Annotated in this window: 21 protein-coding genes and 2 tRNA genes; 17 read left to right on the forward strand and 6 right to left on the reverse strand. The window is 55.5% G+C overall.

The genetic code is table 11. From position 1 onward, the window contains the following. The first annotated feature begins 70 nt into the window (after nt 1–70). From PLU01S_RS19750 to PLU01S_RS19800, 11 genes are all read left to right on the forward strand, one after another. The gene (locus tag PLU01S_RS19750; RefSeq protein WP_074826838.1) at nt 71–2,914 is read left to right on the forward strand and encodes an LPS-assembly protein LptD; all 2,844 of its coding nucleotides are present in this window, start codon (nt 71–73) and stop codon (nt 2,912–2,914) included. Continuing rightward, entirely contained in the window at nt 2,895–4,190 is a 1,296-nt protein-coding gene (locus tag PLU01S_RS19755; RefSeq protein WP_026004190.1) for a peptidylprolyl isomerase, read from the forward strand. The genes PLU01S_RS19750 and PLU01S_RS19755 overlap by 20 nt, the downstream gene beginning before the upstream one ends. Beyond that, nucleotides 4,187–5,185 carry a 4-hydroxythreonine-4-phosphate dehydrogenase PdxA gene (gene pdxA / locus PLU01S_RS19760; protein ID WP_037029818.1) on the forward strand — a complete coding sequence of 333 codons (999 nt, stop codon included), beginning with the start codon at nt 4,187–4,189 and terminating at the stop codon, nt 5,183–5,185. The genes PLU01S_RS19755 and pdxA overlap by 4 nt, the downstream gene beginning before the upstream one ends. Next, nucleotides 5,178–5,981, forward strand: coding sequence for a 16S rRNA (adenine(1518)-N(6)/adenine(1519)-N(6))-dimethyltransferase RsmA (rsmA, locus tag PLU01S_RS19765; protein ID WP_074826840.1), 804 nt, complete (start codon nt 5,178–5,180; stop codon nt 5,979–5,981). Before pdxA ends, rsmA begins: the two co-directional genes overlap by 8 nt. A gap of 40 nt (nt 5,982–6,021) precedes the next feature. Then, complete coding sequence (gene apaG / locus PLU01S_RS19770; RefSeq protein WP_074826844.1) at nt 6,022–6,402, forward strand: Co2+/Mg2+ efflux protein ApaG; 381 nt, start codon at nt 6,022–6,024, stop codon at nt 6,400–6,402. Then, nucleotides 6,402–7,223: a symmetrical bis(5'-nucleosyl)-tetraphosphatase gene (locus PLU01S_RS19775; RefSeq protein ID WP_074826847.1), complete on the forward strand. Its 822-nt coding sequence runs from the start codon at nt 6,402–6,404 to the stop codon at nt 7,221–7,223. Before apaG ends, PLU01S_RS19775 begins: the two co-directional genes overlap by 1 nt. Before the next feature lie 2 nt (nt 7,224–7,225). Beyond that, nucleotides 7,226–7,552 carry a thiosulfate sulfurtransferase GlpE gene (gene glpE, locus PLU01S_RS19780; RefSeq protein WP_010795980.1) on the forward strand — a complete coding sequence of 109 codons (327 nt, stop codon included), beginning with the start codon at nt 7,226–7,228 and terminating at the stop codon, nt 7,550–7,552. A gap of 259 nt (nt 7,553–7,811) precedes the next feature. Then, complete coding sequence (locus tag PLU01S_RS19785) at nt 7,812–9,734, forward strand: PrkA family serine protein kinase (protein ID WP_010795981.1); 1,923 nt, start codon at nt 7,812–7,814, stop codon at nt 9,732–9,734. Nucleotides 9,735–9,872: 138 nt separating this feature from the next. Then, on the forward strand, nt 9,873–11,147 hold the full coding sequence (locus PLU01S_RS19790) for a YeaH/YhbH family protein (protein WP_010795982.1): 1,275 nt from the start codon (nt 9,873–9,875) through the stop codon (nt 11,145–11,147). Further along, a complete protein-coding gene (locus PLU01S_RS19795) occupies nt 11,144–12,691 on the forward strand; it encodes a SpoVR family protein (RefSeq protein ID WP_074826849.1) in 1,548 nt (515 codons plus the stop codon). The genes PLU01S_RS19790 and PLU01S_RS19795 overlap by 4 nt, the downstream gene beginning before the upstream one ends. A 91-nt stretch (nt 12,692–12,782) precedes the next feature. Next, nucleotides 12,783–13,958 (forward strand): multifunctional CCA addition/repair protein, encoded by a 1,176-nt coding sequence (locus tag PLU01S_RS19800; RefSeq protein ID WP_074826852.1) that lies wholly within the window; start codon nt 12,783–12,785, stop codon nt 13,956–13,958. Here the strand turns inward: PLU01S_RS19800 and folK are convergent. After that, entirely contained in the window at nt 13,937–14,473 is a 537-nt protein-coding gene (folK, locus tag PLU01S_RS19805) for a 2-amino-4-hydroxy-6-hydroxymethyldihydropteridine diphosphokinase (protein ID WP_074826855.1), read from the reverse strand. The genes PLU01S_RS19800 and folK overlap by 22 nt on opposite strands. Further along, nucleotides 14,464–14,817: a dihydroneopterin aldolase gene (gene folB / locus PLU01S_RS19810; protein ID WP_010795986.1), complete on the reverse strand. Its 354-nt coding sequence runs from the start codon at nt 14,815–14,817 to the stop codon at nt 14,464–14,466. Before folB ends, folK begins: the two co-directional genes overlap by 10 nt. A 112-nt stretch (nt 14,818–14,929) precedes the next feature. Here folB and plsY point away from each other — a divergent pair, with 112 nt between their 5' ends. Next, the gene (gene plsY / locus PLU01S_RS19815; RefSeq protein WP_010795987.1) at nt 14,930–15,499 is read left to right on the forward strand and encodes a glycerol-3-phosphate 1-O-acyltransferase PlsY; all 570 of its coding nucleotides are present in this window, start codon (nt 14,930–14,932) and stop codon (nt 15,497–15,499) included. Between the two features lie 55 nt (nt 15,500–15,554). Here the strand turns inward: plsY and tsaD are convergent, their stop codons facing one another. Beyond that, a complete protein-coding gene (tsaD, locus tag PLU01S_RS19820; RefSeq protein WP_026004189.1) occupies nt 15,555–16,580 on the reverse strand; it encodes a tRNA (adenosine(37)-N6)-threonylcarbamoyltransferase complex transferase subunit TsaD in 1,026 nt (341 codons plus the stop codon). 204 nt (nt 16,581–16,784) lie between these two features. On the opposite strand from tsaD, the gene rpsU reads away from it, so the two are divergent. The 5 genes from rpsU (at nt 16,785) to PLU01S_RS19845 (ending at nt 21,368) form a co-directional block, all read left to right on the forward strand. After that, on the forward strand, nt 16,785–17,000 hold the full coding sequence (rpsU, locus tag PLU01S_RS19825) for a 30S ribosomal protein S21 (protein ID WP_010795989.1): 216 nt from the start codon (nt 16,785–16,787) through the stop codon (nt 16,998–17,000). Nucleotides 17,001–17,247: 247 nt separating this feature from the next. Then, a complete protein-coding gene (gene dnaG, locus PLU01S_RS19830; RefSeq protein WP_074826858.1) occupies nt 17,248–19,182 on the forward strand; it encodes a DNA primase in 1,935 nt (644 codons plus the stop codon). Between the two features lie 78 nt (nt 19,183–19,260). Next, entirely contained in the window at nt 19,261–21,111 is a 1,851-nt protein-coding gene (gene rpoD / locus PLU01S_RS19835; RefSeq protein ID WP_010795991.1) for an RNA polymerase sigma factor RpoD, read from the forward strand. An 87-nt stretch (nt 21,112–21,198) separates the two neighbouring features. After that, nucleotides 21,199–21,275, forward strand: a tRNA-Ile gene (locus PLU01S_RS19840). An 18-nt stretch (nt 21,276–21,293) separates the two neighbouring features. Then, a tRNA-Gln gene (locus tag PLU01S_RS19845) sits at nt 21,294–21,368 on the forward strand. A 66-nt stretch (nt 21,369–21,434) separates the two neighbouring features. On the opposite strand, the gene PLU01S_RS19850 is transcribed toward PLU01S_RS19845, so the two are convergent. Genes PLU01S_RS19850 through PLU01S_RS19860 form a run of 3 tightly spaced genes read right to left on the reverse strand, consistent with a single transcriptional unit; the run spans nt 21,435 to nt 24,155 of the window. After that, nucleotides 21,435–22,724, reverse strand: a complete 1,290-nt coding sequence (locus PLU01S_RS19850) for a hybrid sensor histidine kinase/response regulator (RefSeq protein ID WP_074826861.1) — start codon at nt 22,722–22,724, stop codon at nt 21,435–21,437. Further along, nucleotides 22,717–23,328 (reverse strand): chemotaxis protein CheB, encoded by a 612-nt coding sequence (locus tag PLU01S_RS19855; RefSeq protein WP_019367533.1) that lies wholly within the window; start codon nt 23,326–23,328, stop codon nt 22,717–22,719. Before PLU01S_RS19855 ends, PLU01S_RS19850 begins: the two co-directional genes overlap by 8 nt. Nucleotides 23,329–23,333: 5 nt before the next feature. After that, on the reverse strand, nt 23,334–24,155 hold the full coding sequence (locus tag PLU01S_RS19860) for a CheR family methyltransferase (protein WP_074826865.1): 822 nt from the start codon (nt 24,153–24,155) through the stop codon (nt 23,334–23,336). Nucleotides 24,156–24,157: the final 2 nt, after the last annotated feature.

Below are 24,157 nucleotides of genomic sequence, written 5' to 3' on the forward strand. Positions count from 1 at the left end.
TATCTTTTTGAGCCCATCGAGAGGCCTGCGGTCCGTTTCCGGGCCGATGGCGCGCAGGATAACTTTAAGGATGGCCGTGAAATCCCCCGCGTTTCGCAGAAAGTTTCCCTTGCTGGTTACTGGCAGTCTGCTGGCTTTTCAGCCGCTGACCTCCGTTCTTGCTGCTCCGGCAGCCCAGCAGTTCAACTGCGCTCCTTCCGCCACAGGCGGCTGGGCGTGTAATACTACCGAGGCCACGAGTAATGTGCCTCCCCGCCCAGCTCATACGGAGTCGGCTGTCAGTGCAGGCGATGGCCCGCAGACCGCAGCCGCCCGAGAGCCGGAGAAGACGCTGGTCACCGAGAGCGAAGGCCGAGGCCTTGCTTCCCGAAGCGCGGACTATAGCCATCTGGATTGGGTGCCGCGTGAAAAGCTGACCCCTGCGCAGCTGGCGGAAACAGGCCCCTACTGCTCGGGCGCCTATGTCGAGCCACAGCGCCCCGGCATGAATGACAAAACGCCGATGAGCGAATCGCCGACGTACGTCACTGCCAAGGTGTCTCGCTATCAGGAAGAGACTCAGACCGCCACCCTCGCAGGTGATGTAATCCTGCGGCAAGGTCACATGCAGGTCGAGGCGAATGAGGCCAACCTGCATCGGACTGAAAACCGGGGCGAGCTGAACGGTAACGTCAAGTTCCGTGACAATGGCATGCTCGTGGTGGGCGACAATGCTCAAGTGCAACTCGACAACGGCGCCGTTCAGGTGGATAACGCCGAATACGTTGTGCACCAGAGCCGCATTCGGGGCAGCGCGCTGTACGTCAAGCGCGGCGAAGACGCCATTATCCGTCTGAAAGACGGTACCTATACGACATGCGAGCCGGGCAGCAACTCATGGACCGTCAAGGGCAATAACGTTACGTTGAACCCGGCGACCGGCCTTGGCTATGCCACCAACGCGACCTTGCGCGTCAAGGACTTCCCGGTCCTCTATACACCGTTCATTTATTTCCCGATCGACAATCGTCGTCAGTCAGGCTTCCTGCCGCCGACCATTGCCTCGTCGAGCGATAATGGTCTGACCGTCGTAACGCCCTACTACTTCAACCTGGCGCCCAATTACGACGCAACTCTGTACCCACGCTACATGACCAAGCGCGGCCTGATGATGGAAGGTGAGTTCCGTTATCTGACACGCAGCAGCGAAGGTCAGATCAGTGCGGCGTACCTGAACGATCAGGAAAACGATCATGAAGGCATGCCGGAAGCAACGGACAGGCGCTGGCTGTACGGTTGGAAAAACCGCACAGGCCTGGACTCCCGCTGGCTGGCAGAAGTCGACTACACCAAGATCAGCGATCCGTATTACTTCCAGGATCTGGATACCGATCTAGGCATTAGCAAACCCACCTACGTCAACCAGCAGGGCCAGCTGACGTACCGGGGTGATACCTATACAGCGCGCTTGAACGCTCAGGCCTACCAGATGGCTACGGTATCCGACGTGACACCGTATAACCGCCTGCCACAGCTGACGTTGGATGGACACCTACCTTACAGCCCAGGCGGTCTGCAGTTTACCTATGGTACTGAGTTTGTTCGGTTCCAACGCAGTCTGGATGACCAGATCTACTTCGACCTGGACGACAACGGTAATGAAATTAACCGTCGTCCTCGCCCTGATGCAAACCTGTTTGGTTTGACACGAGCCGAAGGCAATCGTATCCATGCTGAGCCTGGTATTTCCCTGCCAATGAATGCCAGCTGGGGCTACCTGACGCCCTCTGTTCGATATGCTTATACTCGTTACGATCTGGATCTGGATAGCCAGGGTCAAAGAGACCTAGCAACTTCTCTTTCTACAGCTACAGATGCAAATACTCTAGCGGCCACTGGCCGTCGCCGCTTTGCAGGCTCTAGCCTCCAAAGCTTTAACGATAGTCCAAGCCGTTCTGTGCCTATCGTAAGCATCGACAGCGGTCTGTATTTCGATCGTAATTCCAACCTGTTCGGCGAAGGCGGCAAGCAGACTCTAGAGCCTCGTGCCAAGTACTTGTATGTCCCATACAAGGACCAGGATGACATCCCGGTATTCGATACCAGCGAATACACCTTCAGCTATGACTCCCTGTGGCGTGATAATCGCTTTACAGGCAGAGACCGGATTGGCGATGCCAATCAGCTGGCCTTGGGTGCAACCTCCCGCTTCATCGAGCCGAGTGGCTTTGAGCGAGCCAATGTCAGCTTTGGCCAGCTGTTCTACTTCCGCGACCGCCGCGTACAGCTGCCAGGTTTGACGGAAGATGATATTGCCTACGCCCGCAGCCTTGGTCAGGATGTCGACAATCCTCAAGCTGACTCCTGGCGCTCGCCTTATGCGTTGGCCGGTATGTACCGCTTCAACCGCGACTGGCGCGTCAATGGAGAGTTCAACTGGGATCCGACCATTAACCACACGGACTCTGGCAGCGTAATGTTCCATTACCAGCCGGAAAACGATCCCCGGAAGATCGTCAACGCAGGCTATCGCTACAGAAGCAATACACGCGTCTATGATCCCAACCTGGGCCGTTTCGCCTACAACAGCAACGATTACAAGATCGACCAGCATGATTTCTCTGTCATCTGGCCAATCGTTCCGCAGTGGTCCGCCATTGCCCGCTGGCAGTTCGACTACAACAAGAGCCGTACGCTTGAGGCCTTTGGCGGCTTCGAATATGACAGCTGCTGCTGGAAGCTTCGTCTGATCAACCGTTACTGGGTCGATACGGATGACGATGCCTTCTACAGCTCACAAACGTCCAAGTCTGACCGCGGCGTCTTCCTGCAGATCGTCCTGAAAGGGCTCGGCAACGTCTTTGGTGGCAAGACCGAAGGCTTCCTGGATAAAGGCATTCAAGGCTATCGTGAACGTGAAGACCAAGCTATGTAACGCCATGCGCCCACTTGCTCTAGGTGTGGCGCTGACTATCAGCTCAATGGCCCATGCTGCCGTGGTACCGCTGGACCGAGTGGTTGCCATTGTAGACAACGATGTGGTGATGGAGAGTCAGCTCAGGCAGCGCCTGACCGAGGTGAAGCAGAACATTGCCAAGCGGGGCGGCGAAGTACCGCCCGACAGTGCTGTAGAAAATCAGGTACTGGAACGGCTGATTCTGGAAGACATACAGCTGCAAATCGCTGAACGTAGCGGCATTCGCATCTCGGAAGACGAGCTAAACCAGGCGGTTGCCACAATCGCTCAGCGCAACGGACTGAGCGTGGCTCAGTTTCGTCAGGCGCTGGCTCAGGATGGCCTGACCTATGACGATGTTCGCGACCAGGTACGTCGTGAGTTGACTATCAGTCGCGTACGGCAGCGTCAGGTAGCCCAGCGCATCCAAATCAGTCAGCAGGAAGTGCAGAACTTCCTGAACTCCGATCTGGGCCGCATTCAGCTATCAGAAGAATACCGCCTGGCCAATATTCTGATTCCTGTCGCGGATAGCGCTTCTTCCAGTGAAATCCAGGCTGCTGGCCAAAAGGCCATGCAGATCTATAACAAGGCTCGTCAGGGTGCTGACTTTGGCGAACTTGCCATTGCCAACTCGGCTGGCGATAACGCCTTGGATGGCGGTGAGATAGGCTGGCGGAAAGCCGCCCAGCTTCCACCTCCCTTCGATCAAATGATCAGCTCGATGAAGCCAGGTGACGTCACTGAGCCTGCTCGTGTACCGGGCGGTATTATCATCCTCAAGGTTGAGGAGAAGCGTGGCGGCGAAAGCTCGGTGGTTGACGAAGTTCATGTCCGCCATATTCTGCTAAAGCCAAACGAAATTCGCAGCGACGAGGAGACACGTCGTCTAGCGGAACGCCTGCGTGAGCGCATTGAGGGTGGTGAAGACTTTGCCGAACTGGCCAAGAGCTTTTCGGAAGATCCCGGTTCGGCACTTAACGGTGGCGACCTGAACTGGATCAACCCGGAGTCTCTGGTACCTGAGTTCCGTGAGGTCATGAACAGCACCTCTGCTGGCCAGCTGTCTCAGCCTTTCCGTACGCAATATGGCTGGCACATTCTGGAAGTCCTGGGTCGTCGTGCTACGGACAACAGCGAGCAGGTTCGTCAACAGCAAGCCCTCAACCTTCTGCGTAACCGCAAGTACGATCAGGAGCTGCAGCTGTGGCTGCGCCAGATCCGCGACGAGGCTTACGTGGAAATCAAAAAGTGACAGGGCCAAAGCGCTTTGCTTTGACGCCCGGGGAGCCAGCAGGCATCGGTCCGGACCTTTGCCTGCTGCTTGCTCAGCATCCTCAGCCCTACCCTCTTATTGCTATTGCCAGCCAGTCTCTACTGGCCGAGCGAGCCCAGCAGCTCGGCCTCTCAATTTCCCTTATCAGCGTTACGCCATCTGACTGGCCTGTAGAGCCCACTAACGCCGGGGCGCTTTATGTATGGGACACACCACTAGGCGCACCCGTGGTGGCTGGCCAATTGAGTCCTGCCAATGGTCACTATGTTCTGGAAACCCTGACTCGGGCCGTGCAGGGCTGCCTCAATGGCCACTTTGCCGGCATGATTACCGCACCGGTTCACAAGGGCGTGATCAATGAAGCAGGCGTTGCGTTCTCCGGACATACCGAATTTCTTGCCGACCTGACCCATACTCCGCAGGTTGTCATGATGTTGGCAACAAGGGGCCTGCGCGTGGCTCTTGTCACTACGCACTTGCCCTTACGTGAAGTGGCGGACGCCATCACTGGCGAGCGTGTCCAGCGTGTAGCGCGGATACTTCAGGCTGACCTGCAAGAGAAATTCGGTATTCCGAAGCCGCGAATTCTGGTCTGTGGCCTCAATCCCCACGCCGGCGAAGGCGGACACCTGGGCCGGGAAGAGATCGAGATCATCGAGCCTGCACTTGAGCAGTTGCGTGAAGAAGGCCTTGAACTGATAGGCCCTTTGCCAGCTGATACACTATTCACACCCAAATACCTTGATCACTGCGACGCCGTGCTCGCCATGTATCACGACCAGGGCCTGCCTGTGCTCAAGCACAAAGGCTTTGGTGCCGCGGTCAATATTACCTTAGGCCTGCCGATCATTCGTACATCGGTCGACCATGGTACCGCCCTAGATCTGGCCGGAACGGGCCAAGTCGATACCGGCAGCCTGAGCGTTGCCTTGGAGACGGCCTATCAAATGGCCGAAACACATATCAATGACTGAGCTTTATCAACACAAGGCGCGCAAGCGTTTTGGACAGAATTTTCTTCATGATGCCGGCGTCATCCACCGCATCCTGCGCGCCATCAATGGAAAGGCAGGTGAACATCTGCTGGAAATCGGCCCTGGCCAAGGGGCGCTCACGGAAGGACTACTGTCCAGTGGCGCAACGCTGGATGTCATAGAGCTTGACCAGGATCTTATCCCCCTGCTCAAGCTAAAGTTTGGCCTGAACCCTCAGTTCACCCTCCATCAGGGTGATGCCCTCAAGTTCAATTTTGCCGAACTGGTTAGTGGCGAGAAGCTGCGTGTCGTGGGCAACCTGCCCTACAACATTTCCACTCCATTGATCTTCCATCTTTTGGACCATGCAGACGTTATCTCCGACATGCACTTCATGCTGCAGAAGGAAGTCGTCGAGCGGCTGGCAGCAGAGCCAGGCGGCGGCGATTGGGGACGTCTGTCAATCATGGTTCAATACCATTGCCGCGTTGAGCACCTGTTCAATGTAGGCCCTGGTGCATTCAATCCTCCACCCAAGGTGGATTCGGCCATTGTGCGCCTTGTTCCACATACCGAACGTCCGTATACCGCTAAAAATCCAAAGATGCTTGAGCGAGTCGTACGTGAAGCGTTCAATCAGCGCCGCAAGACCTTGCGCAATACACTCAAGAGTCTCATGAACAGTGATGCCATCGAGGCTGCCGGCGTTGAGCCGGGTCTACGCCCCGAGCAACTCGATATCGCAGCCTTTGTCCGCTTGGCCAATGCCTTGGCAGATCAGCCACAGAGCAACTAAGGTCATCTGAATAACCTGAATATTTAAGAGGTCAGCCTCAGTGTCCGACCCACGCTATTCCATTAAAGTAGCTGTTTCCACACGCTACCTGCCGGAGCAGTCTCAGGAGGCGCAGAATCGCTTCGCCTTCGCCTATGACGTCACCATTACCAATGAGGGCAGCCTGCCGGCACAGCTGCATGCACGCCACTGGATCATTACCGATGGCAATGGTCGAACCCAGGAGGTGCGTGGTGCTGGTGTGGTAGGCGAACAGCCTGTACTTGCACCAGGAGCAACGCACCACTACAGCAGCGGTACGGTGCTCGAAACCCGCGTAGGCAGTATGCGTGGCAGTTATCAGATGGAGGCCAGTGACGGCCATACCTTCGATGCCGTTATTGCGCCCTTCCGCCTCGCTGTTCCAGGTTCCTTACACTGATGACGCTTTATGCCGTTGGCGACTTGCAAGGTTGCCTTGACCCGCTCAAGTGCCTGCTCGAAGAAGTAGACTTCGATCCTGCGCAGGACCGTCTCTGGCTGGTTGGTGACCTGGTCAACCGTGGCCCGCAATCACTGGAAACGCTGCGTTTCCTGTATGACATGCGGGAATCCATCGTCACCGTACTGGGCAACCATGACCTTCATCTTCTGGCGGTTTCGCTCCATCCCGAACGCATGAAGAAAAGCGATACGCTGCGCAAGATCCTCAAGGCGTCAGACTGCGACGAGCTGCTCTCCTGGCTTCGCCAGCAGCCGCTTCTTCATTACGATGAGCCGCGCGATACGATTCTGGTTCATGCTGGTCTGCCGCCGCAGTGGACGCTGGAGAAGGCACTCTCCCTGGCCAAGGAAGTAGAAACTGTTCTGCGGGATGATGAGCACTTTCCACAGTTCATAGACGGTATGTACGGCAATGAGCCGGCACTCTGGGAGGAGAGCCTGGAGGGTGCTACTCGCTGGCGCGTTATTACCAACTACCTGACGCGCATGCGCTTCTGTACACCGGACGGCACGTTGGAATTGAAAACCAAGGAGGCCTCCGGCAGTGCGCCTGACGGCTATGCCCCGTGGTTCAGCCATCCTGGTCGTCTGACGCGTCAGCATCGGCTGATCTTTGGCCATTGGGCGGCACTCGAAGGCCGCTGCGATGAGCCGGGCGTGTTTGCGCTGGATACCGGCTGTGTCTGGGGCAACAAAATGACCTTAATGAATGTCGATACCGGCGAGCGCCACAGTTGCGCCTGCCAGGAAGGAGGCTAAAGATGAGCGAGTTTCACTGCATTGATCCTGAACAGGCGCTGGAGCTGCGCCAGCGTGGCGCAACAGTTGTGGATATCCGCGACCCTCATAGCTACGCCACCCTGCATATTGCGGGCTCTCAGCGGATCGATAACCAGACCCTGCCCGACTTCATGGCCCAGGCCGATATGGATCAGCCGTTGGTTGTCGTGTGCTATCACGGTCATTCAAGCCAGAGCGCTGCCGCCTTTTTTTCCCAGCAGGGCTTCAGTGAAGTCTACAGCCTCGATGGCGGCTTCGAAGTCTGGCGAAGCGTATATCCCGACGAGACGGAAAGCGGCTCGTTTTGATTGATCCTTCAAGTGCTTAGCACACGCTTTTGACGATCCCGTTACACATAAGTCTAAAGAGGGGCTTCCACATCTCCATAATCGGACTATTCTTGGATTAGGCCTTCCCATTCAGGGAGCCGGATTTCCGGCGGGCCATCGGTACGACCATTAGGTGTTCGGGGGAATTCCAAACGGTTGCTCCGTCGACTGTTGCTGTTTTCCGTGCACGCGTACGACCGATCCCAGCCGGCTCGAGGGTATCCAGCGAGGAGACGTCATGAGCATTTTCAGTCACTTCCAGGGGCGTTTCGAAGCGACTCGTCAGGAAGAATATTCCCTTCAGGAATATCTTGAGATCTGCAAGAAGGACCGTACTGCCTATGCCAGTGCCGCTGAGCGCATGCTCATGGCTATTGGTGAACCGGAGCTGGTAGATACCGCCAGCGATCCGCGCCTTTCGCGCATCTTTTCCAACAAGGTGATCCGTCGTTACCCTGCTTTTGCAGACTTCCACGGGATGGAGGATTGCATCGAGCAGATCGTTTCGTATTTTCGGCACGCTGCCCAAGGCCTCGAAGAGAAAAAGCAAATCCTTTATCTCCTGGGTCCTGTAGGGGGTGGTAAATCGTCATTGGCGGAAAAGCTCAAGCAGCTGATCGAGCGTGTTCCGTTTTATGCCATCAAGGACTCTCCGGTCTTTGAATCTCCGCTGGGCCTATTCAATCCTGATGAAGATGGCCAGATTCTTGAAGAGGACTATGGCATTCCTCGCCACTATTTGCGCAGCATCATGTCGCCTTGGGCAGCCAAGCGATTGCAGGAGTTCGGCGGAGATATCAGCAAGTTCCGTGTTGTAAAGCTGCACCCCTCCATCCTTAACCAGATCGCTATCGCCAAGACCGAGCCAGGCGATGAGAACAACCAGGACATTTCCGCGCTTGTCGGCAAGGTCGACATTCGCAAGCTCGAGGAATATCCGCAAAACGATGCAGACGCCTATAGCTACTCAGGCGCTTTATGCCGAGCCAACCAAGGCTTGATGGAATTTGTGGAAATGTTCAAGGCACCTATCAAGGTGCTGCACCCACTCCTGACCGCAACTCAGGAAGGCAACTACAACAGTACCGAAGGTCTGGGTGCCCTGCCCTACAGTGGGATCATCCTGGCGCACTCCAACGAATCAGAATGGCATACCTTCCGTAACAACAAGAATAACGAGGCCTTCATCGACCGTATCTACATCGTCAAGGTCCCGTATTGCCTGCGTGTTTCGGATGAGATGAAGATCTACGACAAGCTCCTCATCAACAGCTCTCTATCCAAAGCTCATTGCGCGCCCGATACGCTCAAAATGCTGGCGCAGTTCTCTGTACTTTCACGCCTGAAAGAGCCTGAGAACTCGAATATCTACTCCAAGATGCGGGTATACGACGGTGAAAACCTGAAGGACACTGATCCCAAGGCCAAGTCGATTCAGGAGTATCGCGATACAGCAGGTGTCGATGAAGGCATGAACGGTTTGTCGACCCGTTTTGCCTTCAAGATTCTTTCCCGTGTCTTCAACTTTGATGCCAATGAGATTGCAGCCAACCCTGTTCATTTACTGTATGTGCTTGAGCAGCAGATCGAGCAGGAGCAGTTTCCGGCAGAAGTCCGCGAGCGCTACATGCGCTTTATCAAGGAATACCTGGCACCTCGTTATGTCGAGTTCATCGGCAAGGAGATTCAAACCGCCTACCTTGAATCGTACAGCGAATACGGACAGAACATTTTTGACCGCTACGTGTTGTACGCCGATTTCTGGATTCAGGATCAGGAATACCGTGACCCGGAAACAGGTGAAATTCTCAATCGCGCGGCGCTGAACGAGGAGCTGGAGAAGATCGAGAAGCCGGCAGGCATCAGCAACCCAAAAGACTTCCGCAACGAGATCGTCAACTTTGTGCTGCGCGCACGTGCTAATAACAATGGCAAGAATCCCAGCTGGCTCTCTTACGAGAAGCTACGTACGGTCATCGAGAAGAAGATGTTCTCGAACACCGAGGATCTCCTGCCGGTTATCAGCTTCAACGCCAAGGCAAGCAAGGAGGACCAACAAAAACACAACGACTTTGTGACTCGCATGGTCGAGCGTGGCTATACCGAGAAGCAAGTGCGGTTGCTGTCCGAGTGGTATCTGCGGGTACGGAAATCGCAGTAAAGAACGCAGTCGTATCGTCACAGGCAGAGGCGGCGTGACCGTGCTCTGCCGTGACCTGTCCGGCGGTAGGCAAATCGCAATATGCCAAGCCTATCGTAGGACCGCGGACTGCTCCATTTCCGAGCCCGGAGGGCGTCTATGAGTTATGTCATCGACCGGCGTTTGAATGGCAAGAATAAGAGCACGGTAAACCGTACACGTTTTCTGCGGCGTTACCGCGAGCACATCAAGAAGGCGGTCGAAGAGGCCGTGAGCCGCCGTTCCATTACCGATATGGAGCATGGCGAGCAAATCAGTATTCCTGGCCGCGACATTGATGAGCCCGTGCTGCATCACGGTCGTGGCGGCAAGCAAACGACCGTTCATCCCGGTAACAAGGAGTTTTCTTCAGGAGACCGCATTCCGCGCCCCCAAGGAGGCGGTGGTGGTGGCGCAGGCCAAGGCAAGGCCAGCAACAGTGGCGAAGGCATGGATGACTTCGTGTTCCAGATCACCCAGGACGAATTTCTCGACTTCATGTTCGAGGATCTTGAACTGCCGAATCTGGTGAAAAAACAGCTGACCGGCAGCGACACGTTCAAGACGGTACGTGCTGGTATCAGCAGCGAAGGGAATCCGTCGCGCATCAATATCATCCGGACTTTACGCTCCGCTCATGCCCGGCGAATTGCTCTGTCGGGCGGGAGCCGCAACAAGCTGCGCGAAGTCAAGGCAGAGCTTGCACGTCTGCGTGTCGAGGAGCCGGACAACATCACTGATATCCAGGCGCTCGAAGCCGAGATTGTGCGTCTGCGCGCCCGGATCGATAAGGTCCCGTTCCTGGATACCTTTGACCTCAAGTACAACCTGTTGAGCAAACAGCCTACGCCAAGTTCAAAGGCAGTGATGTTCTGTCTGATGGATGTTTCCGGCTCGATGACTCAGGCGACTAAAGACATCGCCAAGCGCTTTTTCATCCTGCTCTATCTGTTTCTCAAGCGTAATTACGAGCGAATCGATGTGGTGTTTATTCGTCACCACACCAGCGCACGTGAAGTGGATGAAGAGGAGTTTTTCTATTCCCGTGAAACGGGCGGCACGATTGTGTCCAGTGCATTGAAGCTCATGCAGGAAATCATGGCGGAGCGGTACCCCATCAACGAGTGGAACCTGTATGCCGCGCAGGCCTCGGACGGTGACAACTGGAATGACGACTCGCCTATCTGCAGGGATATCCTAGTCCGCCAGATACTGCCGTTCATGCAGTACTACACCTATGTAGAGATCACGCCACGGGAACATCAGGCCTTGTGGTACGAATACGAACAGGTGCGCGGGGCGTTTCCCGAGTCCTTTTCGCAACAGCAGATCGTATCGGCTGCCGATATTTACCCGGTGTTTCGTGAACTGTTCCAGCGGAGGCTTGTGTCATGAAGCGTCAGCCTATTTCCACCGGCTCGGAATGGACATTTGAGCTTGTACAGACGTATGACCGGGAAATCGGTCGTATCGCTAAGCGCTATGCCTTGGATACCTATCCCAACCAAATTGAAATTATCACAGCCGAGCAGATGATGGACGCTTACGCGTCTGTTGGCATGCCTATCGGCTATAACCACTGGTCTTATGGTAAGCACTTCCTGCATACCGAAAAGCATTATAAGCGCGGGCAGATGGGCCTGGCCTATGAAATCGTGATCAATTCGGATCCTTGCATCGCCTATCTGATGGAAGAAAACACCATCACGATGCAGGCCCTCGTAATTGCCCACGCCTGTTATGGGCATAACAGCTTTTTCAAGGGCAACTACTTGTTCCGGACCTGGACAGACGCCAGCTCCATCATCGATTATTTGGTGTTCGCCAAGCAGTACATCACGCAATGCGAAGAACGCCATGGCATCGATGCGGTAGAGGACCTCCTCGATTCATGCCATGCGCTCATGAATTATGGTGTGGATCGCTACAAGCGGCCCTATCCCATTTCCGCTGAAGAGGAGCGCCGTCGGCAAAAGGAGCGTGAGGAACTCCTGCAGCGCCAGGTAAATGATCTCTGGCGTACCATCCCTAAGATGGGCGACAAGGATAAACACGAAGAGGATGCGCGCTTCCCCTCTGAGCCTCAGGAAAATATTCTTTATTTTCTCGAGAAACATGCTCCGTTACTGGAGCCTTGGCAGCGTGAAGTTATCCGGATCGTGCGCAAGATCGCTCAGTACTTCTATCCGCAGCGGCAAACGCAGGTAATGAATGAAGGCTGGGCAACCTTCTGGCATTACACTTTGCTCAACGATCTCTACGATGAAGGCCTCGTAACCGATGGCTTCATGTTCGAGTTCCTGCAGTCCCACTCAGGCGTGATCTACCAGCCAAGCTTCGACAGCCCCTATTACAGCGGCATCAACCCTTACACCTTGGGCTTTTCCATGTTCCGCGATATTCGTCGGATCTGTGAGAATCCTACCGAAGAAGACAAGCGCTGGTTCCCGGATATCGCAGGCAGCGACTGGCTCTCTACCGTTACGTTCGCGATGAAGAGCTTCAAGGACGAAAGCTTTATCCTTCAGTTTCTGTCGCCCAAGGTTATCCGGGATCTCAAGCTGTTCAGCATTCTGGACGATGATCACCGTGATGAGCTGGAAGTCGCGGCAATTCATGATGATCGGGGTTATCGCCTGATTCGTGAGCAGCTGGCAGCCCAGTACAACCTGGGCAATCGTGAGCCTAATATCCAGATCTGGAATATCAACCGTCGCGGTGATCGCTCGCTCACGTTGCGGCATACCCAGCATGATCGCAAACCCCTGGGCGATTCTACCGAGGAGGTACTCAAGCACTTGCATCGCTTATGGGGCTTTGACATTCACCTTGAAACCGCTCAGGGCGATCAGATCGTCAGTACCCAGCACGTTCCGCCCCGGGACGGCCACCGGGACCTTGACCCTCGGCGTACCGACATCGCTATCTCGCCCATCTAAATCCAAGGCCTCCTGTGAGGCCTTGTTTCTTTACATCCTTTTTGGCGTTTACCTACTTCATCGTTATCCTGCTGCCTTCAGGAGGTGAAGCATGCAGATATACAAGGTGGGTGGCGCGGTCCGGGATCGATTGCTAGGGCAGCCCGTTACGGAAGTCGATTGGGTTGTTGTCGGAGGTACCGCTGAAGAGCTTACCGCTCAGGGTTTTCGCCCCGTCGGTGCGGACTTTCCCGTCTTCCTTCATCCCAAGACCGGTGAGGAATACGCCCTAGCGCGCACTGAACGTAAAAGCGGTCGTGGCTATGGCGGCTTCACCTTTTTTGCAGACCCGGACGTCACCCTGGAAGACGATCTCATCCGCCGCGATCTGACCATCAACGCAATGGCAGAAGACGAAGCGGGCCACGTGATTGATCCCTATGGTGGCCTGAAGGATCTACATGCACGTCTGCTGCGCCATGTGTCCCCAGCGTTTATGGAGGACCCATTGCGGGTACTGCGCGTAGCTCGTTTTGCGGCCCGCTATGCTCCGCTTGGGTTCAATGTCGCTCCGGAGACCCTTGAGCTGATGCAGCGCATGGCGACCAGCGGTGAACTGGACGCCCTGACACCCGAGCGCATGTGGAAAGAAATCTCCCGGGCGCTGATGGAGTCAAGGCCGGATGTTTTCATTCAGACCCTGCATGTCTGTGGTGCGCTGGCTGTACTGATACCCGAGATCGACTCCCTGCTCAAAGCCGATGCCGATCCGTCTACCAGCCATACCTTGCGGGTACTGCGCCAATGCGCCAGTCATAAGCAACCCCTTCCCATACGCTGGTCATGTCTACTCATGCAGGTGAAGGGCGATCAACACGAGCCAAACCAGGTTACCGACACGATCGAAGCCATCAATAACCGCTTCAAGTTGCCGCGTGACTGCAGTGAGCTGGCGTTATTGGTCAGCCAGTATCACCCGCACGTCCAGCGTGCAGCCGAGCTGAGCTCAACAGCGCTTCTGGCGCTATTCCAGTGCTTCGACCTGTTCCGTCGGCCGGCTCGCTTCGAGGAGTTCCTTCAAGCCTGTGAAATGGACCACTATGACGCAGCACTCCCCTATGCGCAGGCAAATTACATGCGCTCGGTTGCGCAGGCTGCACGCGCAGTAACAGTACAACCTTTATTGGAGAGAGGACTTAAAGGCGCCGAACTTGGGGAGGCTTTGAAGCAGTCGCGCCTCGAGGCCATCGAGGCGTATTGCCGTGACTATTCAGCTGGAAAGGCCTGACACAGCGTGGCTGGCGTCAATGCCTGTCCACGCCATGTAAACGGTACCGGCCATAAACGCTGGACCTTGGGCATCGCAGCCCAAAGAGAAGCGTAATCACGGCCATCGACAGGATGCCTGACTGTGGCGGCCAATAACGAGAGCGGCCAAAGCACGAAGGCATTCTTGAGAATTTCTGCCCGCGGCAGAGTCAGCCCATCCAGGTTTCCTACGAGATTGCCATAGGTCAGAATGTCGATATCAAGCGGCAAACCGGTACGATCTGCCGCGTATCGGCCATTATCAGCCTCGATGTGCTTTAAGCGAACACTCAAGTCAGCCAGGGACAATTCTGTCTGGGCTTTGACGACCAGGTTGAAGAACGGCTCGCTCTTGATACCCACGGCCTCGCTTTCAAAAACGGGAGAGCATGCCAGCTCTCCGCATAAGGCGGACAAGGCCTCCAGTGCCGCCGTCAGATGCTGCTCACGCGCGGTATTGCTGCCAAGGCCCAGGTATACCGTGGTCAGAGACATCCGCGCTCGATCTCCACACCAACCCCTGCCGCCGTCGGTACGGCACCCGGCTTGGTAATCTTCAGCCGCAACCCGGGCAATTGAAACTCCTGCATCAAGAGACTGGCCAGACGCTCGGCAAACGTCTCGACCAACTGGAAGCTCGACTGCTGGGCGAACGCTGTAATACGTTCTGCCACCGCGGCGTAATTCAACGTCTTGTCCAGTTCATCGCTCTCGGCGGAAGGACGAATGTCCCAAGCCATGGTGACATCCAGACGCAAGCATTGACGAATTTCGCGCTCCCAGTCATACACACCAATAACGGTGTCAACTTCCAGTCCCTCGATGAATACCTTGTCCACGACCCTCTCCAGCGCCCATATGCGCATTATTTGAAAAGCCCAGCCACCGTATCGCGGTCAGACGAAGATTCCCATTAGAATCTGAAGGGACTGCCCCTCCGGGAACATCATCATGGTTTGGTTGCTGGCCACTTTTGCCTACCTGCTCGGCTCCGTATCGTTTGCCGTCCTGCTCAGCCGCGCCTTTGGCCTTAACGATCCCAGAACCAGTGGATCAGGCAATCCCGGTGCAACCAACATGTTTCGTCTTGGTGGCAAGCGCCTTGCCATCCTGACATTACTAGGCGACCTGAGCAAAAGCCTCGTCCCTATTCTCCTGGCACGTACCCTGGGCCTGTCAGAGGTCGAGCAGGCCTGGATCGGTCTGGCAGCAGTACTGGGCCATGTCTATCCACTCTACTTTCAGTTTCGCGGCGGCAAAGGCGTCGCCACAGCGGCCGGTATGTTGCTAGGCCTGTATCCCTGGGCTGCATTGCTGGCGGCTGGCATCTGGGGAATCGTCTTCGCAATGACCCGTATCAGCTCCCTGGCTGCACTGGCCGCCACGTTGCTGTGCCTGCCGCTTATCGCCTGGCAACAACATGCCGCGTTATTGCCTCTGCTCGCGCTGACCATCCTTATCGTGCTTCGCCACCGAGCCAATCTCAAAGCCTTGCTGGCAGGACGAGAACGTCACTTCTAGAGAGCGTGACAGCTTTTGTTCCAAAAGATTTGCCAGACCACGCCCTTGACGTTACTCAGACCGCCGGCAACTGCTCCATTGGCCAACGCGCCTGCACCTGAATGGCGGGACCATCCTGCTGACCGGCCAGCAGACGCTGGCAACCGGCATACGCAATCATGGCGCCGTTGTCCGTACAGAAACGTGGGCGGGCATAAAAGACATGCCCACGTAGCTCCTTGAGCATGGTCTCCAACGAAGTTCTCAGCGCAGTATTGGCGCTGACACCGCCAGCAATTACCAGAGACTTGAGGCCTGTTTGCTTAAGGGCACGCTTGCACTTGATCGTCAGCGTCTCGACGACCGCACGCTGAAAGGCCAAGGCGATATCGCAACGCGTCTGCTCACTGTTATCCCCTGCCGCCTCGCATTGCTGCCAAGTGTTGAGAGCAAAAGTCTTTAAACCGCTGAAGCTGAAATCCAGACCAGGCCGGTCTGTCATCGGACGCGGAAAGACAAAGCGATCAGGATTGCCATTGAGCGCAAGTCGAGCAATCTCCGGCCCGCCTGGATAACCGAGCCCCAGGAGCTTGGCAGTCTTGTCAAAGGCTTCCCCCGCAGCATCGTCTACCGACTCGCCCAGAAGCTGATAACGGCCGATACCGTCCACCCGTACAAGCTGCGTATGGCCACCAGACACCAACAAGGCGACGAACGGAAATTCTGGCGGCTGCTCCTCCAGCATGGGCGCCAACAAATGGCCTTCCATGTGATGAACCCCCAACGCCGGAACACCCCATGCCAGACTCAGCGCCTGGGCAAAGGAGGCACCTACCAGCAGCGCACCGACCAGGCCCGGACCGGCCGTATAGGCAATGGCATCGACATCGGCCGGCTTGCTGCCTGCCTCAGCCAATACCTGATTAATAAGAGGAAGCATTCGTTTTACATGGTCACGGGAGGCCAATTCAGGCACTACCCCACCATAAACACGATGCAAATCGATTTGACTGAATAGCGCATCGGACAAAAGTCCACGTTCGCTGTCAAAGAGTGCGACACCTGTTTCGTCGCAGGACGTTTCGAGTCCCAGAACACGCATGGGCAGATGGCCTTCGGCCTGACGATGAATGAAGGAAGGCATGATAATCCCACCCATTTGCTCAGACCAGTGCTTTCGTCCGGAAGCTTTGCATTTACCCCGGCGAAGCGTTACTATCCGCAACCCTTAAAAACCGACGCTTTATATGGCTAAGGCCTCAAGCGTTGAATCAACCCCCGGTAAAACATTGAAGGTACGACCTGGATGCCCGCCGTCAAAGTCAAAGAAAACGAACCCTTCGACGTAGCCCTGCGTCGTTTCAAGCGCTCTTGCGAAAAAGCCGGTGTTCTGGCTGAAGTTCGCAGCCGCGAGTTCTACGAGAAGCCTACTTCCGAGCGTAAGCGCAAGGCAGCTGCTGCTGTTAAGCGTCATGCCAAGAAAGTGCAGCGCGAACAGCGCCGCCGCGAGCGTCTGTACTGATCAGACGCCTGCAAGGCTAACGGCTCCGCCCGACCACTGGTCGGGCTGAACGTATGTGATCTGCTAATCCGCACCACCTGTCAAGCATGTCCCATGCCTGGCACTTCCTGTTGAACATCCTTTCGCAACGTGCGTTAGTATGCTCAAGTTTCGATAGTCGAATTTATAATTCAACCAAGCGACCTGCGCATGGAAGCAACCGTTTTTCATCGCGTATGCTAATGGCCCTCCCTGAGCCGAATGCACCATGGCCGGATTGATCCCCCAGAGCTTTATCGACGACCTGCTCAACCGCACCGACATTGTCGAAGTGGTAGGGTCACGCATCAAGCTAAAAAAAACCGGCAAGAATTTTAGTGCGCTCTGTCCTTTTCATAACGAAAAGAGTCCTTCGTTTAGCGTAAGCCCGGATAAACAGTTCTATTACTGCTTCGGCTGCGGCGCAGGCGGAAATGCCCTCGGCTTTGTCATGGACCATGACAATCTGGAGTTTCCCGAAGCTGTTGAAGAGCTGGCCAGAAAAGCCGGTCTTGACGTTCCCCGGGAAGAAAGCACCAGTGGCGGTCCACGCAAGCCGCGGCAGATGGTGGACTCCCCGCTGTATGCGCTACTGGCTGATGCAGCCACGTTCTATCGTCAGTCGCTCAAGAGTCATCCCCAGCGTAAAGCCGCAGTGGATTACCTGAAGAAACGCGGACTGACCGGCGAGATCGCACGCGATTACGGCCTGGGGTTCGCACCGCCTGGCTGGGATAATCTGCTCAAGCATCTGGCAGGTGACGAGCTTCAGCAAAAAGCCATGATCGAGGCTGGTTTACTGATTGAAAATACCGAAAACGGCAAACGCTACGATCGTTTCCGTGATCGGGTCATTTTTCCGATCAAGGACAGCCGTGGGCGCGTTATCGCGTTTGGCGGTCGGGTACTGGGCGATGAGAAACCCAAGTACCTGAACTCTCCGGAAACGCCTGTTTTCCACAAGGGCCAGGAGCTGTACGGGCTGTTCGAGGCTCGCAGAGCCAACCGGGACCTTGACGAGATCATTGTCGTGGAAGGCTACATGGACGTGATTGCCCTGGCGCAGCAAGGCATACGAAATGCTGTTGCTACCCTGGGTACGTCTACCAGCGAGGAGCACATCAAGCGCTTGTTTCGTCTGGTGCCTCAGATTCTGTTCTGCTTTGATGGCGACAAGGCCGGTCGTAGCGCAGCATGGCGCGCGCTGGAATCAGCGCTCCCCACCCTACAGGACGGTCGCAAGATCCGCTTTCTCTTTCTTCCCGAAGGCGAAGATCCAGATTCTCTCGTCAGATCAGAGGGCCCGGACGCGTTTCAGGCACGTTTCGTCCAGCAGGCGCTGCCACTGGCCGAGTATTTCTTCCAGCAACTGGCAGCCGAGGCTGACCCGTCTACTCTGGAGGGAAAGGCGCACCTGGCGACATTGGCCATACCGCTGATTGAAAAGGTTCCGGGAAATAACCTGAAAGCGCTCATGCGCCTGCGCCTGACCGAGCTGACCGGGCTCAACAACGAGTCGCTCAATCAGTTTGCCAGCGCACCAGCCGCGATACCACGGCCTACGGACGAGCCTTACTACGAGCAGGATGCCTATTACGACAGCGGCTATGATTCACCTGCGCCTGCTGCGCCCTACACGAGCACTCGCACAGGCAAGCCCTCGTATGGAGGGAAAAATGGGTTCCGCGGCAAGAAGTCGTTCGGCTTCAAAGGTGACCCTGCCATGCGTGCCCCACGCGAGCCGGTAAAGGTTGAACCGCCTACGCTTGCCGCATTACGCAGCCTGGTGCACCGCCCTTCGCTGGCCTTGCAGGTTCAGGATGCAAAGAACATTGCCGAAGAAAATGACCAATACGCACAGCTTCTTGTTGCCCTGGTTGATGCCTTGCAGAAGAAGCCCGAACAGAGCACGTTGCAGCTGCTGGCACGCTGGCACGGCACTGAACAAGGCAAACTATTACGTGTTTTAGCCGAAAAAGAGTGGTTGATTTCAGGTGATAACCTTGAACAACAGTTTTTCGACACCATTACTAGGCTTGCAGCAAGCCAGCGTGAACGCAGCCTTGAACAGCTGCTCCGCAAGGCGCGCCAAAGCGAACTCAGCATTGAAGAGAAGGACCGTCTGCGCGAGCTTCTTAGCCGCCCAGCTGTGTCATCAACCTGATTCTGGCAAGAAAGCCGCCTGATCAGCTATAATACTCAGCTTATTTTTGCCCGCCTATGCCTTCGTGGAAGGGTGTTTATGTCCGGAAAAGCGCAACAGCAATCTCGTCTTAAAGAGTTGATCGCCCGCGGTCGCGAGCAGGGTTACCTGACGTACTCGGAAGTCAACGATCACCTGCCGGAGGATATCTCCGATCCAGAACAGGTGGAAGACATCATCCGCATGATCAACGACATGGGGATCAACGTATTCGAAACAGCTCCGGATGCGGATACCCTACTGCTCGCAGAAGCGGATACCGATGAAGCCGCCGCTGAAGAAGCCGCCGCCGCACTGGCAGCAGTTGAAAGCGATGTTGGTCGTACCACCGACCCCGTGCGCATGTACATGCGTGAGATGGGTACCGTTGAACTCTTGACCCGTGAAGGCGAAATCGAAATCGCCAAGCGTATCGAGGAAGGTATCCGTGAAGTCATGAGCGCTATCGCTCACTTCCCGGGCTCGGTTGAATACATTCTCAGCGAATATGATCGGGTTACGTCCGAAGGCGGTCGCCTGTCTGACGTTCTCAGCGGCTACATCGATCCCGATGACGGCACGCTGCCTGAGAGCGAAAGCGATGACATTCCTGTGCCCAAGGCCAAGGATGCCGCTGCAGCCCAGAGCGACGACGAAGAAGAAAGCGAGAGCGATGATTCCGAGGAAGAGACCGAAAGCGGTCCGGACCCGGAAGAAGCTCGTCAGCGCTTCGCAGCCGTAGCCGAACAACTGGAGAAAACCCAAAAGGCGCTCCAGAAGCATGGCCGTAGCAGCGATCAGGCCATTGAAGAGCTGGTGGCCCTGGCCACGCTGTTCATGCCGATCAAGCTGGTACCCAAGCAGTACGAGATACTGGTAGGCCGCGTTCGCGAGTCGCTGGATCGTGTTCGTGCCCAGGAACGCGCCATCATGCAGCTGTGTGTACGTGATGCACGTATGCCCCGCGCTGATTTCCTGCGTTCGTTCCCGAGCAACGAAACCAACCTTGAGTGGGTAGACAAGGTTCTCAAGAACAAGCCCAAGTATGCCGAGGCGATTGAGCGCCTGCGTCCTGATATCCAGCGCAACCAGGAAAAGCTGATTGCCCTGCAAAAGGAGCTTGATCTGACAGTTGCCGAGATCAAGGAGATCAACCGCAACATGTCCATCGGCGAAGCCAAGGCTCGTCGGGCGAAAAAAGAGATGGTTGAGGCCAACCTGCGCCTCGTGATTTCGATCGCCAAGAAGTACACAAACCGTGGCTTGCAGTTCCTTGATCTGATCCAGGAAGGCAACATCGGTCTGATGAAGGCGGTAGACAAGTTCGAATACCGCCGCGGCTACAAGTTCTCCACCTATGCGACCTGGTGGATTCGTCAGGCGATTACCCGCTCCATTGCGGACCAGGCACGGACCATCCGTATTCCGGTTCACATGATCGAGACGATCAACAAGCTCAATCGTATTTCCCGCCAGATGTTGCAGGAAATGGGTCGCGAGCCGACGCCGGAAGAGCTGGGTGAGCGTATGGATATGCCTGAGGACAAGATCCGCAAGGTATTGAAGATCGCTAAAGAGCCAATCTCCATGGAAACACCGATTGGTGATGATGAAGATTCGCACCTGGGTGACTTCATCGAAGACTCCACCATGCAGTCTCCGATCGAGGTAGCGACCAGCGAAAGCCTGAAGGAAGCGACTCGCGATGTACTGGCAGGACTGACGGCTCGTGAAGCCAAGGTATTGCGCATGCGTTTCGGCATCGATATGAATACTGACCATACACTTGAAGAGGTCGGTAAGCAGTTCGATGTGACACGCGAGCGTATTCGTCAGATCGAAGCCAAGGCCTTGCGTAAGCTGCGTCATCCGTCTCGTAGCGAGCATCTTCGCTCGTTCCTCGACGAGTAAATGAAAAACCGGAGCAAACGCTCCGGTTTTTTTATGCGCTTTATTTTGCCATTTGCTTCTATATGGGTATAATGCGCCCCTCTCGTAGGGCCTGTAGCTCAGTCGGTTAGAGCAGAGGACTCATAATCCTTTGGTCGAGAGTTCGAGTCTCTCCGGGCCCACCAGAAATTCGAAAGTATTACAGGGGCGTCGCCAAGCGGTAAGGCAGCAGGTTTTGATCCTGCCATGCGTTGGTTCGAATCCAGCCGCCCCTGCCATATCTCAGCGCCAAGCGCGCAATAAAAAAGGCTTACCTCGGTAAGCCTTTTTTGTTTCTGCTCTTCTTACGCCTTCAGACCTGACGATCCGGAGGCCGAGCCCTGCGCGGAATGCATGCCTGTCTCTACCAGGGTCAGCCTCGGCTTAGCCGATTCAGTCGCCGTCGACTCGCCGAGAGGAAGCGTCACGCTGAACGTAGCCCCCAGCCCTTCGATGCTGCTGACGCCTATCGTGCCACGGTGCGCCTTGACGATCTGATCGGCGATATAAAGCCCCAAGCCCAGCCCTGCAACGCCTTCGCTTCCACTAGCGCGCTCAAACTGGCGGAAAATACGCTCCTGATTCTCAGGCGAGATACCGATACCAAAGTCCCGTACGCTAAGTACAGCACAGCCGTCCTTGACATCCAGTTTCACATGAACGGGCTTGCCTGCACCGTAGCGCATGGCATTGGTAAGCAGATTGGCAACAACCTGCTCGATTCGGAATTCGTCCCACTCCCCTTCGATGTATTCGGGAAGCTCTACCGTGACGTCACAGCCAGTCGCGTTGAGTTGCGGCATGAAATTTTCGACGATACTGGAAACCAGTTTCACCAGATCGAAACGGGAAGGTCGGATAGACAACTTGCCCGTCCGGATACGGGATACGTCGAGCATGTCATCGATCAGACGTACCAACTTCTGTACCTGACGCTCGTCCCGCTCGACCATCTCCATCAGCTTTTCAGGCGTAAAAGCTGCCATGTTGTTCTTGCCCAGGTAGATCTTGCGCAGCTGGGCTTCAAGAATCAGGGTATTGAGCGGGGTCTTCAGCTCATGGGAAACGATAGACATGAAGTCGTCGCGCATCCGCACCGCATGCTGCAATTCAACTTGCGTCTGGCGCAGCTCGGCCAGCAGCACCTCCTGCTCCTGACGGCTACGCTCAAGCGCCTCAAGCTGACGCCGCATGCCCTTGCGGTGCCGGTACAGGTCCACGAATACGCTGACCTTACTCTTGACCGCATGGATGTCGAGCGGCTTGTAAAGAAAGTCTACAGCTCCGCTCTCATAGCCTTTGAAGGCATAGTTGCGGTCATGACCGGCAGCACTGACAAAGACGATTGGAATATGTTTGGTCTTCTCGGTACTTCGCATCATTTCGGCAAGCTCGAAGCCGTTCATGACCGGCATCTGCACGTCCAGAATGGCAAGCGCAAATTCGTGCACGAGCAATAGCTCAAGCGCAGCCTCGGCAGAACCTGCCTTGAATACAGAGAGGTCCTCGTGTTTCAACAACGCCTCAAGTGCCAAAAGATTCTCTGGAAGATCGTCAACGATGAGAATCTTTGCTGTATTCACTTCTTTAAGCATTGTTCTGTTCCAGCTCGACGAGCAATGTATTAATGTCTCTGACAGGCAAAACGAAATCAGGAGTAAACAACTTGAGAGCCGCTTCCGGCATCGTAGGCACGAAGGCTTCAGCCGGATCCTGAACAACGGTCAACCCACCGGCACGGTGGATCGCTCTCAAGCCTGCCGCGCCGTCCTCATTGGCTCCGGTCAGTAGAACACCACAAAGGTGCTCGCCAAATACGTCTGCAGCACTTTCGAACAATACGTCGATTGAAGGCCGCGAAAAGTGCACACGCTCTTCCCGGCTCAGGGAGAGCGTTTTGTCCTGTTCGATCAGCAGATGGTACCCAGGCGGCGCAAAGTACAGCGTGCCAGGGTGCAGCGGTTCCTTTTCATCTGCTTCCTTGACGTCTATCTCCAGACGCAGCCGGAAAATTTCCGCTAGTTTACTGTCCTTATCCTCGGGCATGTGTACTACCACGACGATAGGCAGGCGAAAAGTTTCGACCAAGCCGACCAATAGTACACTAAGTGCTTGTAGCCCACCCGCAGAAGCGCCTACAACAATTGCTTCAATTTGCCGCTGCGGCAACGAAAAGAGGGTATCCGGCCCTTGTTTCATGACGATTATAACCGCCTGAAAAGTCGTTCTTTTTTGACGACCGGTTCGAAATGACCCGCATAGGCAGAGAAATCGAGCGACTCCTTGCTGCCGAGTCCGAGAAAGCCCCGGTGGCACAGCGACTCATGAAACAAACCGAACGCGCGATTCTGCAAGCCCTTGTTGAAATAGATCAGGACATTTCGGCAAGAGATGAAGTGTGTCTCGGAAAACACCATGTCCGTAGCCAGGCTATGGTCGGCAAAGGTGACATTGGCCATCAGTGACTTATCAAACAGCGCCCCATCATAGGCGGCTGTGTAATAGTCGGAAAAGGAGCTCTTGCCGCCGGCCTGCTGATAGCTTTGTGTGTATTTACGCACCCGCTCCAGCGGAAAGACGCCCTGCCGGGCACGATCCAGCGATTGTGGATTGATATCGGTAGCGTAAATCAACGTACGGTCCAGCAGCCCCTCTTCCTTGAAGAGGATGGCCATGGAATAGACTTCTTCCCCCGTACTGCAACCGGCAATCCAGATCTTGAGCGATGGATAGGTCTTGAGCACGGGAACCACGTGCTCTCGAATGGCCAGATAATAGGTGGGGTCACGAAACATCTCGCTGACCGGAATCGTCAGAAACTGGAGCAGCTCGCTGAACAGCTGCGGATCATGCAGCACGCGAGCCTGCAGCTCTGAAATGGTTTCGCATTCAAACTTCGACAGCGCATGGAGCACTCGGCGCTTGAGCGAAGCGCCGGAATAGTCCCGAAAGTCGTAGCTGTATTTGAAATAGATACCCTCGATGAGCAAGCGCAGCTCAATATCCAGGGTACGGTCGGGACACATGG

This window comes from Pseudomonas luteola NBRC 103146 (assembly GCF_002091675.1).
In the GTDB taxonomy this organism is placed as follows: domain Bacteria; phylum Pseudomonadota; class Gammaproteobacteria; order Pseudomonadales; family Pseudomonadaceae; genus Chryseomonas; species Chryseomonas luteola.